Origin of the sequence: Stenotrophomonas sp. (assembly GCF_036662295.1) — a bacterium.
Lineage (GTDB): Bacteria > Pseudomonadota > Gammaproteobacteria > Xanthomonadales > Xanthomonadaceae > Stenotrophomonas.
The window spans coordinates 1-11,447 of the sequence record NZ_JAVWXA010000121.1 but is presented as its reverse complement, the minus strand read 5'-3'; the positions used below and the strand labels follow the sequence as shown (position 1 = coordinate 11,447).

General features: G+C 67.8%; 12 protein-coding genes. 1 reads left to right on the top strand and 11 read right to left on the bottom strand.

Annotation, left to right across the window (positions count from 1 at the left end; all coding sequences use genetic code 11):
• Positions 1 to 378: 378 nt before the first annotated feature.
• The 11 genes from flgL to flgB form a co-directional block, all read right to left on the bottom strand.
• On the bottom strand, positions 379 to 1,581 hold the full coding sequence (gene flgL / locus RSA25_RS17045) for a flagellar hook-associated protein FlgL (protein WP_332810030.1): 1,203 nt from the start codon (positions 1,579 to 1,581) through the stop codon (positions 379 to 381).
• On the bottom strand, positions 1,578 to 3,458 hold the full coding sequence (gene flgK / locus RSA25_RS17040) for a flagellar hook-associated protein FlgK (protein WP_332810029.1): 1,881 nt from the start codon (positions 3,456 to 3,458) through the stop codon (positions 1,578 to 1,580). Before flgK ends, flgL begins: the two co-directional genes overlap by 4 nt.
• Positions 3,459 to 3,466: 8 nt before the next feature.
• Positions 3,467 to 4,699: a glucosaminidase domain-containing protein gene (locus RSA25_RS17035; protein WP_332810028.1), complete on the bottom strand. Its 1,233-nt coding sequence runs from the start codon at positions 4,697 to 4,699 to the stop codon at positions 3,467 to 3,469.
• Position 4,700: 1 nt separating this feature from the next.
• Positions 4,701 to 5,813 carry a flagellar basal body P-ring protein FlgI gene (locus tag RSA25_RS17030; RefSeq protein ID WP_332810027.1) on the bottom strand — a complete coding sequence of 371 codons (1,113 nt, stop codon included), beginning with the start codon at positions 5,811 to 5,813 and terminating at the stop codon, positions 4,701 to 4,703.
• A 52-nt stretch (positions 5,814 to 5,865) separates the two neighbouring features.
• The gene (gene flgH, locus RSA25_RS17025; RefSeq protein WP_332810026.1) at positions 5,866 to 6,558 is read right to left on the bottom strand and encodes a flagellar basal body L-ring protein FlgH; all 693 of its coding nucleotides are present in this window, start codon (positions 6,556 to 6,558) and stop codon (positions 5,866 to 5,868) included.
• 23 nt (positions 6,559 to 6,581) lie between these two features.
• Positions 6,582 to 7,367, bottom strand: coding sequence for a flagellar basal-body rod protein FlgG (gene flgG / locus RSA25_RS17020; RefSeq protein WP_332810025.1), 786 nt, complete (start codon positions 7,365 to 7,367; stop codon positions 6,582 to 6,584).
• A 111-nt stretch (positions 7,368 to 7,478) separates the two neighbouring features.
• Complete coding sequence (locus RSA25_RS17015) at positions 7,479 to 8,231, bottom strand: flagellar basal body rod protein FlgF (protein ID WP_332810024.1); 753 nt, start codon at positions 8,229 to 8,231, stop codon at positions 7,479 to 7,481.
• Positions 8,232 to 8,263: 32 nt separating this feature from the next.
• On the bottom strand, positions 8,264 to 9,487 hold the full coding sequence (flgE, locus tag RSA25_RS17010) for a flagellar hook protein FlgE (protein ID WP_332810023.1): 1,224 nt from the start codon (positions 9,485 to 9,487) through the stop codon (positions 8,264 to 8,266).
• A gap of 32 nt (positions 9,488 to 9,519) precedes the next feature.
• Positions 9,520 to 10,206, bottom strand: a complete 687-nt coding sequence (locus RSA25_RS17005; protein ID WP_332810022.1) for a flagellar hook capping FlgD N-terminal domain-containing protein — start codon at positions 10,204 to 10,206, stop codon at positions 9,520 to 9,522.
• A gap of 26 nt (positions 10,207 to 10,232) precedes the next feature.
• Positions 10,233 to 10,640: a flagellar basal body rod protein FlgC gene (gene flgC, locus RSA25_RS17000; RefSeq protein ID WP_332810021.1), complete on the bottom strand. Its 408-nt coding sequence runs from the start codon at positions 10,638 to 10,640 to the stop codon at positions 10,233 to 10,235.
• Between the two features lie 3 nt (positions 10,641 to 10,643).
• Positions 10,644 to 11,039 (bottom strand): flagellar basal body rod protein FlgB, encoded by a 396-nt coding sequence (gene flgB / locus RSA25_RS16995; RefSeq protein WP_332810020.1) that lies wholly within the window; start codon positions 11,037 to 11,039, stop codon positions 10,644 to 10,646.
• 206 nt (positions 11,040 to 11,245) lie between these two features.
• On the opposite strand from flgB, the gene RSA25_RS16990 reads away from it, so the two are divergent.
• The coding region (locus RSA25_RS16990; RefSeq protein ID WP_332810019.1) for a hypothetical protein at positions 11,246 to 11,447 on the top strand (202 nt) is incomplete at its 3' end.

The following is an 11,447-nucleotide window of genomic DNA, read 5'->3' as shown; positions in this document are numbered from 1 at the left end:
AAAGACCGAAACGGTAGTGCCGGCCGCTGGCCGGCATCCCACCGCCACCGGGGCTCCCAACCACGACCGACCAACGTCCAATGCGAACGCTCTGGAACGCCCCCCACCCGGACACTGGGTCGGTGGCCGGCAGGACACCAACGGCAAGGCCGCTTCGTCCGGCATCGGCTGCGACCGTCCAGAGGCAAGGTGTCGGCAGCAAGCCGGCCAGCGACCGGCACTACCGGGGGCCATCGGTAGGTGCCCCACGCCAGTCATGCAACGCGCTTGCGAGCCGTCGATCTTCGGCCCTGTTTGAAAAACAGCCCGCCAGAAAAGCAGAAGGCCGCGACGCTCAGCGCGTCGCGGCCTTCATACCCGGCGGATTGTCGTCGCGGCTCAGCGCAACGTGTTGAACAGCGACATCTGCTGCATCTGCGAGAACAGCGTCTGCGCCGCCTGCAGGGCCGTGCTTTCCAGCTGGTACTGGCTGATCGCATCGGCGTAGTCCAGGTCGCGCATCTGCGACAGCGTGCCCTTGAGCGTGACCACGTTGGATTCGCGCATGTCCGCCGCATTGTCCAGCGCCTTGAGCTGGGCGCCGCCCGCCGCGCGCGAATCGATCATCCGCTCCGACGCCCGGGCCACGTCGCGCAGGCTGCTTTGCAGCAGGTTCTGCTGGGCCGCCGACTTGCTCGCCGTCCCCGTATCCAGTTTCAACGATCCGATCAGGCTGTCCAGCGTGCTGAAGATGTCCCGGCTGCTCGACGGACTCACCTCGAAACGGTCGCCCGCCACCGGCTTGCCGTCAATGTGCAGGCGCACCCCGTTCACCACCAGGTCGTCGCCGGCCGTCATCGTCCCGCTCGACACCACCGTGCCGCCCGCATCCAGCAGGTCGTATTGATCGGCCGAGGTGAAGCGCACGCTGAAGGGCTGCCCGTTCCAGTCGTCGGTGCCATCGCGGGTCACGTTGGTCAGCACCCCCGTGCCCGTGTTGGCCGCATTGCCCGCGCCGTCCACGTGCCCATCACCTGTGGCGATCCGCAGGAAGATCTCGCTGCCGGGCAGGGCGTCCAGCACATACGTGTCCGGCCCCACTTCCACCTGGCGCTGGTTCTGGTCGCCGTTGTAGACCACCTTCCCATCCACCTGGCTGAAGGGCGGGCTGCCGTCGGCCGTGCCGCCGAACAGATAACGCCCGGTGCCGTCGGTGCTGTTGGCCAGCGCCAGCAGGTTGCCGCGGATCGCCTCGATTTCGGTCACCATCGACTGCTTGTCCGCCGCCGCCAGCGCCGGGTTGTTGGCGTACACCGTCAGCTCGGTGATCCGGCCCATCATGTCACCCACCTGCGCCAGCGCGTTTTCCTGCAGGCCCAGCCGGTTCTGCACGTTGCCCGCGTTGAGCTGCATGCGGTCCAGCGAGGCCAGCGTGCGGTCCAGGCCCACGGCGGCGCCGGAGGCGACCGGGTCGTCCTTGGCGGTGACCAGGCGCCGGCCGGTGGCGATCTGCTGCTCCAGGTGGCTCATCTTGGCCTGCTTGGCCATCATCAACGACACCGACTGGTTGAACATCATCCCGGTGGAAATGCGGTTGTTCATCGGCTCACGGCTCCGAGGATGGTCTGGAACATGCTGTCGGCGGTGGAGATCAGCTGCGAGGCGGCCTGGTAGGCCTGTTGCAGGCGAAGCATGTCCGCCGCTTCTTCATCCAGGTTCACCCCCGACACCGTATCGCGCGCGGCCTGGGCCTGGTCGGTGATCACCTGCTGGGCCTGCAGCGAATAGTCGGCCGAGCGCGCGGCCGCGCCCACCTGGGTGGTCAGCCCGCCCAGCGCGCCGCTCAGGGTGACCGTGCCGTCATTGAACGCCTTGGCCTGCTCGACCTTGGCCAGCAGCAAGGCATTGCTGTTGTCCGACGAACCGGCCGGGGTCGGCCCGATGGAGAAGTTGTCACCGGCCTTGGGCGCACCGTCGAGCACGAAGCTCCAGCCGTTGGCGCTGATCGTCTGCCCGGCGGTATAGGTGAACGGACCGGCGCCATCCAGGGTGTACTGGGTGCCGCTGGTGAACACGATCGCCGCCGGGTTGCGCAGCGCGGCGTTGGCGTGGTCGGTCACCTTCACCCCGGTCAGCTTGCCGGTGCCGGTGTTGGTCAGCGCCGCAGTGCCCTTGATCGGGGCAGCCGCCGCGATCCGCGAGGTATCGGTGATGGCCACCGACAACGAACCGGCCACGCCGGCGGTGGGCTGCAGCAGCATGCGGTCGTTGCTGGCCGGGGTGCCGGTCATCACCAGTTCCACGCCGTTGATCACCAGCGGGTCGGCCGCGCTGCCGGTACCGGTCATGGGGATGGCCACGCCCGTGTCGGCGCGGCTGGCCTGCCACTGCGTGCCGTCGAACTTCAGCACCACGTTCTGGCCGTCCAGCTTGGACAGGTCGCCGAAACTGGCGCTCATGCTGGCCGTGCCGGCGTTGTTGGCATTGGCGGTGATGCGCGGGTTGCCGATGTTGAAGAAGTCCCCGCCGAGGTTGCCGTACAGGTCCGCGCCCTGGCGGTGCACGTCATTGAAGCTGCTGGCCATGCCCACCGCCAGCTTGCCCAGTTCGGCCTGGGTGGGGGTCAGCACGCTGTCGCGGAACTCCAGCAGGCCGCCGATCTGGCCGCCCAGGGTCTTGGGTTGCAGGGTGATCGACTGCCCGGCGCTTTCCAGCGCCAGCTGCAGGCGCTCGGGCATGTACGGGTCGGTCACGGTGGTGACCCGCGAGGCGGTGGTGCCCACCACCAGCGCCTGGCCGCCGGCCGTGTAGACGTTCATGATGCCGCCGTCCTGCATCACCGCATTGCCGCCGGTGTAGCCCACCAGGTTGGCGATCAGCTGGTCGCGGCGGTCCAGCAGGTCCGGGGCGGCATTGGCCGCGTTGCCGCCGATGGCCCCGTTGAGCTGGGCGATTTCCTTGGCCAGCCGGTTGATCTCGGAGGCGCCGGCGATCAGGCCGTTGTTGACCTCGCCATTGAGCGTGTTGAGCTGGCCGTTGAGCTGCTGGAAGCGGCCGGCCAGGGTCTTGCCGCCATCGAGCATGTTCTGCCGGTCGGCGGTGCCCGAGGCATTGGAGGACAGGCCACTGACCGAATCGAAGAAGCTCGACCAGACCCCGGCCACGTTGGTGGCGGTATCGGAGAACATCGCATCGACGCGGTCGGCCATGCTCGACAGCTGCTTCAGGCGCGCCAGCTCGCCACTGCCGTCAAGCAGCCGCGAGATCGCCAGCTGGTCGGCCACCCGGCGGATGTCGGTGATGCGGGTGCCGTTGCCCACGTCGCCATAGCCGAAGTTCTGCGGGTTGGCGGTGGCGAAGTCCACCTTCTGCCGGCTGTAGCCGGGCGTATTGATGTTGGCCACGTTGTGGCTGGTGGTCGCCAGCGCCCGCTGGAAGGCGAGCAGGGCGCTGGTGCCGGTGGAAAGTACGCTGGACATGGGTTACCTCAACGACGGATGACACCCAGCCCGGTCGGGCTGGCGGTGCTGGCAAAGGTCTGGCCCAGGCGCTGGCTGGCATCGCCCACCGCGGCGATGGCGCGCTGGATGGTCGGGCCGCCGGCGATCGCGGCGATCTTGGCCGCGTAGCTGGGATCGGTGGCGTAGCCGGCCTTCTGCAGGCCCTGCGCGAAGCCGCGCACGTCGGCGCCGGCCTGCAGCGCGTTCTGGTAGCGCGGGCTGTTCTTGAGCAGTTTCACGTAGTCGGCAAAGCTCTCGCCCACCGAGGCATAGGCGCGGAAGCTGGCGGTTTCGTTGCGGCGCACGCCATCCACATACTCGTGGGTGCCGGTGGTGGCGCGCTCGCCACTCCAGCCATTGGCCTTGATCCCGAACAGGTTGTGCGAGCTGCCACCGGCGTTGTTGCGCTGGATCAGCTTGCGGCCCCAACCGGTTTCCAGCGCGGCCTGGGCGACCAGCGCCTTGGCATCCACGCCAAGTTCACGCGCGGCCTGCTGGGCGTGGCCCCAGATGCTGGCCACGAAGCCTTCCGGCGTGTGCGGGCCCAGGCGGGCGGCGGCGGTGTTGGCCGCCAGCGTGTCCACCGCGCTGGGGCCACGGCTGCCGGCGGCGTCGTTGACGCCGCTCCAGCGGTCATTGGCCAGCGCGGCCCAGTTTTCCTGGGTGGGGTCGCTCACGCCCGGGGCGGCCGCGTACGGATCGCTGCGCCCGATCGCCTCGTGCATCTGGCTGCTCTCGCGGCCGGCGATCAGGTCCAGCGCGCGTTCCATCGGCTGCAGCACCGCCGACGGGTCGGCACCGCGCAGCTGCTGCAGCATGTCCACCTCGGCCGGTGCCTCGGCCGGCGTGCCGGTGGCCGGCAACGCCATGGGCGCGGCGGCCGGCGCGTTGAGCCGGTAGGCACGCAGTGCCGCGGCCGGGTTCAGTGCGGTATCGGTGGGCTTGGCGGCCTCGTCCTGGCCACCGCCGAGCTGGCGGCTGATCATCGCCGACAGGCCCAGGCCGCGGCCGCGGGTCATCGCCTCGGCGATCTTGTGGTCGTACATCTCGCGGAACATGGTGTTTTCGGCGGGGAACAGCGAATCGCCGAAGCTGGCATCGCGCATGCTCTTGACCAGCATCTGCGCGAACTGGCCTTCCAGCTGGCGCGCCACCTTGTCCACCTTGGCCGGGCTGTTGGCCTGGGCCGGGTTGAGCTCCAGTGCGGGCGTGATGCGCATGTCAGATCACCTCGAGCTCGGCGCTCAGCGCACCGGCCTGCTTGAGGGCTTCCAGGATGGCGATCAGGTCGCCGGGGGCCGCGCCCACCGCGTTGACCGCGTGCACGATCTCATCCAGCGTGGTGCCACCGCTGAACTTGAACATGCGGCTGCCCTCGTTGGTGGCGGTGATGGTGGACTGCGGCGTGGCCACGGTCTGGCCATTGCCGAATGCGTTGGGCTGGCTGACGTTGGTGTTTTCGTTGATGGTCACGGTAAGCGAGCCGTGCGAGATGGCCGCCGCGCCCACGCGCACCTGCGCGCCGATCACCACCGTGCCGGTGCGGGCGTTGACCACCACCTTGGCCGGCGCGCTGCCGGGGGTGAGTTCCAGGTTCTCGATGCGGGCCAGCAGCCCGATGCGTGCGCCGGGGTCGCTGGGCGACTGCACCGCCACCGTCACCCCGTCGATCGCGCGCGCGGCGCCATCGCCAAAGGCGTTGTTGAGGGCGGCCACCATGCGCGAGACCGTGGTGAAGTCGTTCTTGTGCAGGTTCAGGGTGATGTCGCCGCCGCCGCTGAACACGTCCGGCAGCGCGCGCTCGACCGTGGCGCCGTTGGGGATGCGCCCCACGCTGGGCACGTTCACCGACACCCGCGAGCCATCCTTGCCCTGCGCACCGAAACCGCCGACCACCAGGTTGCCCTGGGCGATCGCATACACCTGGCCATCGGCGCCGCGCAGCGGGGCCATCAGCAGCGAGCCGCCGCGCAGCGAGACCGCGTTGCCGATCGAGGACACGGTGATGTCGATGGGCTGGCCAGGCTTGGCAAACGGCGGCAGCTCGGCGTGGATCGCCACCGCGGCCACGTTCTTCAGCTGCGGGTTGACGTTGGCCGGCACGTTGACGCCCAGCTCGCCCAGCAGGTTCTTCAGGCTCTGCACCGTGAAGGGCGCCTGGCTGGTGCGGTCGCCGCTGCCATCCAGGCCCACCACCAGGCCGTAGCCGACCAGCGCGTTGGTGCGCACGCCGCCCACCTGGGCCAGGTCCTTGATGCGCTCGGCCGATGCCGGGCCCACCACCGCGAACAGGGCCAGCAGCGCCAGGCAGGGCGACGCGACGCGTCGCTGCATTGCCGTGGCGCGTCGCGGCCCAAACAGGGAGAAGAAGAAGGTCATGTCAGGCTCAGAACGGCGTCAACGCCGAGTTGAAGAAGCGGCTCAGCCAGCCCATCGCATTGGACTGGGCCACCGGGCCACGGCCGCCGTAGACGATGCGCGCATCGGCCACGCGGCTGGAAGGAATGGTGTTGTCGGGGAAGATGTCCGCGGCGCGCACGATGCCCTGCACCTGCACCAGTTCATCGCCCTGGTTGAGCCGCAGGTTCTTGGCGCCCTGGACCACCAGGTTGCCGTTGGGCAGGCGCTGCACCACCGTGACCGTCACGCTGCCCTGCAGGCGGTTGCTCTGGGCACTGGTGCCCTTGCCGGTGAAGTCGCGCGAGCCACCGGCACTGGCTGCCAGGATGTCCTTGCCGCCCAGGGTGACCGGCGCGCCGAACAGGGTCGGGGTGCCGATGCTCAGCTCCGATTCCTTGGCGGTGGTGGTATTGGCCGTGGTCTGGGCGGTGGTGCTTTCGGTCAGGGTGATGGTGAGCAGGTCGCCCACGTCGCGCGCGCGCCGGTCCGAGTACAGCTGCAGGCCGGGGCCGGCCGCGTAGATCGCACCGGCGGTGGCCTGCGCGGTCGGCGCCACGATCGGGGTGACCGGCGCCATCGCCGGGTAGGGCCGCACGTCGCCAGCGATGACGCAGCCGCCCAGCAGGGCGACCACGGAGCTGGCCAGGAGCAGGCGAAGGGTAGGGCGCAGGGGCGACATGGCAGGGTTCCCGTTTGGACCGATCAGACGTTCTGGTTGAGGTAGCCGAGCATCGCGTCGGTGGTGGAGATCGCCTTGGCATTCATTTCGTAGGCGCGCTGGGTTTCGATCATCGACACCAGCTCTTCGACCACGTTGACGTTGCTGCCTTCCAGCGCGCCCTGCACCACGCCGCCGAGGCCGTTCAGGCCGGGGTTGCCGTTCTGCGCGGGGCCCGAAGCGGTGGTTTCCAGGAACAGGTTCTCGCCGCGTGCCTGCAGGCCCGCCGGATTGACGAAGTCGGTCAGGGTCAGCGCACCGATTTCCACCGAGGCCGCGTCGTCGGCCATCTTCACGCTGATGGTGCCGTCGGTGCCGATGGTCAGCGACTGCGCGCCTTCGGGGATCTGGATGCCCGGCTGCACCGGGTAGCCGCTGTTGGTGACCAGTTCGCCCTGCTGGTTGATCTTGAACGAGCCGTCGCGCGTGTAGGCCGAGCTGCCGTCGGGCATCTGCACTTCGAAGAAGCCGCGGCCGTTGACCATTACGTCAAGCGCGCGACCGGTCTGTTGCTGGCTGCCCTGTTCGAAATTCTTGGAGGTGGCCACCACGCGCACGCCGGTGCCGATCTGCAGGCCGGTCGGCAGCTGGGTCTGGGCCGAGGAGGCACCGCCAGGCTGGCGCACCTGCTGGTACAGCAGGTCCTCGAAACTGGCCCGGTCCTGCTTGAAACCGGTGGTGTTGGTGTTGGCGAGGTTGTTGGACACCACCGACATGCGCGTCTGCTGCGCATCCAGTCCGGTCTTGGCAATCCACAGTGCCTGGTTCATGGCGATGTTCCTTGGTCTGTTGCGGGGGGCCGCATGGGGCGGCCTTCACAGGGAGCGATGCATGGCGCGTGCCAAACCGGCGCCGGGTTTCCGTCGCCGGCGCGGCCGGGCTCAGCCGCCCAGGCGCAGCAGGCTGTTGGCGCTGCGCGCGTTGTCGTCGCCGTGCTTGATCACCTTCACCTGCATTTCGTACTGGCGCTGCAGCTGGATCATCTGCACCAGCGCGCCGGCGGCATCCACGTTGCTGCCTTCCAGCTGGCCGCTTTCCAGCGACTTGCCCTGGGCCTGCACGAATGGCTGCTGCGGGTCGCTGTTGCGCATCAGGCCGTCCAGCCCGCGCTCCAGGCGCTCGTCGGCAGCGGCCACCACGCGGATCCGGCCGATGTTGGCCATCGTCTGCGGGCCTTCGCCCAGCGGGATGATCGAGATCGTGCCGTCGTTGCCGATGTCCATCGCCTGGTGCGGCGGAATGGCGATCGGCGCGCCGTTCTCATCCAGCACCGGATGGCCGCCGGCGGTCACCAGCTGGCCATTGGGCGTGATCGAGAGCGCCGCGCCACGGGTGTAGGCTTCGCCGCCACCGGCCGGGGCCTGCACCGCCAGCCAGTTGCCCGCCTGCAGCGACAGGTCCAGCGGGTTGCCGGTGATCTGCTGGGCCCCCATCCGCCGGTTGAAGCCGGCGTCCACGTGCAGGGCGTCCACGCGCGAGGCGTAGCCGGTGCCCTTGATCGGGAAGGCCTCGGTGTTGGCGAGGGCCTCCTTGAAGCCAGGGGTATCGGTGTTGGCCAGGTTGTGCGAGAGCGTGCCCTGCGCCTGCAGCGAGGCACGTGCACCGGTCATCGCCACGTAGAGCGCCTTGTCCATCGTTGTAGTCCCGTGATGCGGTCAGTGGCTCATCAACGGATGTTGATGATGGTCTGGGTGATCTGGTCCATGGTCGAGACCATCTGCGAGTTGGCCTGGAAGTTGCGCTGGGCGGTGATCATGTTGACCAGCTGCTCGGTCAGGTCGACCGTGGAGGCTTCCAGCGAACCGGCCTGCACCTTGCCCAGGTTGGAACTGTCCGGCGCGCCGGTGCGCGGGGTGCCCGAGTTGAAGGTCTCCACCCACAGGTTGTTGCCCTTGGCTTCCAGCCCCTGCGCGTTGTTGAAGGTGGTCAGGGCCACCTGGCCCAGCGGCTTGTCATCGCCGTTGGAGTAGCGCGCGTAGACCACGCCTTCCTCGGACACGGTGATCTCGTTGAGCTTGCCGGCCGCGTAGCCGTCCTGCTGGGTGTTGCGCAGCGCGAACTTCTCCCCGTACTGGGTGGAGCCGCTGATGTCCAGCGTCAGCGCCAGCTGGCCGGCGCCGGTGCTGGGGGTGAACGGGGTCATGGTGATCTGGCCGTTGGCCGGGGTGGTCAGCGCGCCGGCGTTGTTGAACTCCAGCGTGGTCGGGGTGCCCACCGACTGGCCGTCCACGTAGTTGTGGACCTGCCACTGGTTGGCGGTGCCGGTCTTGACGAAGTAGGAGGTCTGGGTGTGGCTGACGCCCAGCGAGTCGTACACGGTGATGCCGCCGGTGGACTGGCTGTAGCTGTTGGAGTCGGTCGGGCTGAACGGGGTGACCGTGGGCACCTTGGCGTCGGCCGGCAGGGTGAAGCTCACGTTGACCTTGCTGGTCTGCTTGGGCGGGCTGTCGGTGGTCAGCAGCTGCAGGTCGACCAGGCGGCCGGCGTCGAAGCTGGTGCCGTCGGCGTTGGGCGCGAACACCTGCAGGCGCGCGCCCTGCGGGTTGGTCACGTAGCCGGCCTGGTCGGTCTGGAAGTTGCCGGCGCGCGAGTACACGCGGGCACCGTTCATGGTCATGGTGAAGAAGCCCTCACCGGAGATGGCCATGTCCAGGCTGCGCCCGGTCTGCTCGTTGTTCCCCTGCGAGAACTGCTGGGCCACGGTGGTCAGGCGCACGCCGGACCCCACCGCGTTCTTGGACAGGCCGTAGCTGGTGGCCGAAAACAGGTCGGCGAACTCGGCGCGCGATTCCTTGAAACCGGTGGTGTTGACGTTGGCGATGTTGTTGGCGGTGACGTTCAGGTCGGCATTGGCTGCGTTGATGCCGGACAACGAGATGTTGAAGCCCATGGGATTGCTCCTGGTATGCGGGGTGGGGCGGCTCAGCTGATGCGGAGCACGTAGTCGATCGGGGCCGTACCCAGGCCCTTGAGGTTGAGGTACAGCCCGTCCGAACCGACCGTGACGCTTTCCACGGGCGCTTCGACGTAGGTGTTGGCCTTGGTCTTGGCACCGGCGCTGTCGGTGAAGGTGGCGGCGATGGTGTAGCTGCCCGGTGCCATGCGGTTGCCGTTGGCGTCCTTGCCGTCCCACTGGAAGGTGACTTCGCCGGCGGCCTTGGCTTCCACGCTCAGCGTGTTGACCTTGACCCCGTTGGCGTCGGTGATCTCCACGTTGACAAAGCCGGGGCCGGAGGCAGCGACCATGCCGTTGGTGCCGCCCTCGGCCTCCAGCGACCACTTGCCCGAGGGGATCAGCACGTCGTGGCCGACCAGCGCGGCGCCGCGCAGGATCTGGTCGCCGGACATCTGGTCCTGGAACCCCTTCACCGTGGTGTTGAGGTCGGTGATGCCCTGCACCTGGGACAGCTGCGCCATCTGCGCCACCATCTGGGTGTTGTCCATGGGCTTGAGCGGGTCCTGGTGCTGCAGCTGCTCGGTCATCAGGCGCAGGAAGTCGGCCTGGTCCAGGGTGCTTTTCTTCTTGCTGGTGTCGCTGTTGGGTGCGTTGAGGCCGAGCGCGGTATAGATATCGCTGCTGCCCTGGCCGACGCCGCTGGTGCTGCTCATGACGGTATGTCCTGTGAAAAAGAGGGTCAGCGACCCATGGTCAGGGTGGCCAGCGCCAGTTCCTTGGCGGTGCTGAGCATCTCCACGCCGGCCTGGTAATTGCGCGAGGTCGAGATGAGGTTGACCATCTGCGCGACCGGGTCGACGTCGGGCTGGTAGATGTAGCCGTCGCCATCGGCGAGCGGGTGGCCGGGCTCGTAGCGCTTGATCGGCGCCGCGTTGCTCTGGCTGATTTCCTTGACCTGCACGGTGGTGACGTTGGGGTCGGTGCGGCTGGTGACCGACTGGAAGATCGGCTCGAGCGGCTTGTAGACCGCATCGGCCGAGCCGGAGACGGTATCGGCGTTGGACAGGTTGGAGGCCAGGGTGCTCATGCGCACCGACTGGGCCTGCAGGGCCGATCCGGCGATATCGAAAATGGGCAGGTTGCTCATGGCTTATTGGCCCGTGATGGCGGTGAGCATCGAGCGCACCTTGGATTCGACGAAGCTGAGCGAGGCGCGGTATTCCAGCGCGGCGCGGCCGTAGGCGGCCCGTTCGGCATCGGGGTCGACGGTGTTGCCGTCGATGCTGGGCTGCACGCCTTCCTTGGTGATCTGGAAGGGGTTGAGCCCGCCGCCGAGGGTGTAATGCTGTTCGTTGGTGGTTTTCATGAGGCCATTGCTGTCCAGGCCCTGGGCATTGCGCAGGGCGGCGTCGAAGTTCAGGTCCTGGGCCTTGTAGCCGGGGGTGTCGGCATTGCTCAGGTTGCTGGCGATCAGCTTCATGCGCTGCTCGCGCAACGGCATGGCCTGGGCATGGACCCCCAGATAGTCGGAAATCAGATTGGGCATGGCGCGCTCCCACAGGACGATGTGAGGGGCGGTGCAAGGGCTGTGCCAGTTGGGGTGTCGGTGCTGGTCATCCCCGCGCGCGGCGCGAGGCGGTAGACCCTGCCGGGACACGCCGTGAACCCATCCCTGGGGGCTCGTGGGCGCCATCCATGGCGCCCAACGGTCCTGGAACCGCGTACCCGCCACCCATCTCACAGATCACGCGCGTGCTGGCAAACAGCTGGGCATCGCGGCTTTTGTTTACTGCGACGCTCGCATTGGTTATCGGAGCGGTTGTTGATCTAGAAATTGCTTTCGCAGTTGCGATGGCAGTCGATCTTGTTGTTGATCTTGTTGTTGATCTTGTTGTTGCTGTTGCTTTAGCGCTTTCGATTGCTCTTGTTTTTTTGGGCCACCGTAAAACTGTCG

Bases quoted from the DNA above. Each gene is read 5' to 3' on its own strand.
- flgH (WP_332810026.1), bottom strand. From the start codon at position 6,558: ATGTCGCCCCTGCGCCCTACCCTTCGCCTGCTCCTGGCCAGCTCCGTG.
- RSA25_RS17035 (WP_332810028.1), bottom strand. From the start codon at position 4,699: ATGCGCATCACGCCCGCACTGGAGCTCAACCCGGCCCAGGCCAACAGC.
- RSA25_RS17030 (WP_332810027.1), bottom strand. From the start codon at position 5,813: ATGCAGCGACGCGTCGCGTCGCCCTGCCTGGCGCTGCTGGCCCTGTTC.
- flgC (WP_332810021.1), bottom strand. From the start codon at position 10,640: ATGAGCAACCTGCCCATTTTCGATATCGCCGGATCGGCCCTGCAGGCC.
- RSA25_RS17015 (WP_332810024.1), bottom strand. From the start codon at position 8,231: ATGGACAAGGCGCTCTACGTGGCGATGACCGGTGCACGTGCCTCGCTG.
- flgB (WP_332810020.1), bottom strand. From the start codon at position 11,039: ATGCCCAATCTGATTTCCGACTATCTGGGGGTCCATGCCCAGGCCATG.
- flgE (WP_332810023.1), bottom strand. From the start codon at position 9,487: ATGGGCTTCAACATCTCGTTGTCCGGCATCAACGCAGCCAATGCCGAC.
- flgL (WP_332810030.1), bottom strand. From the start codon at position 1,581: ATGAACAACCGCATTTCCACCGGGATGATGTTCAACCAGTCGGTGTCG.
- RSA25_RS17005 (WP_332810022.1), bottom strand. From the start codon at position 10,206: ATGAGCAGCACCAGCGGCGTCGGCCAGGGCAGCAGCGATATCTATACC.
- flgK (WP_332810029.1), bottom strand. From the start codon at position 3,458: ATGTCCAGCGTACTTTCCACCGGCACCAGCGCCCTGCTCGCCTTCCAG.
- flgG (WP_332810025.1), bottom strand. From the start codon at position 7,367: ATGAACCAGGCACTGTGGATTGCCAAGACCGGACTGGATGCGCAGCAG.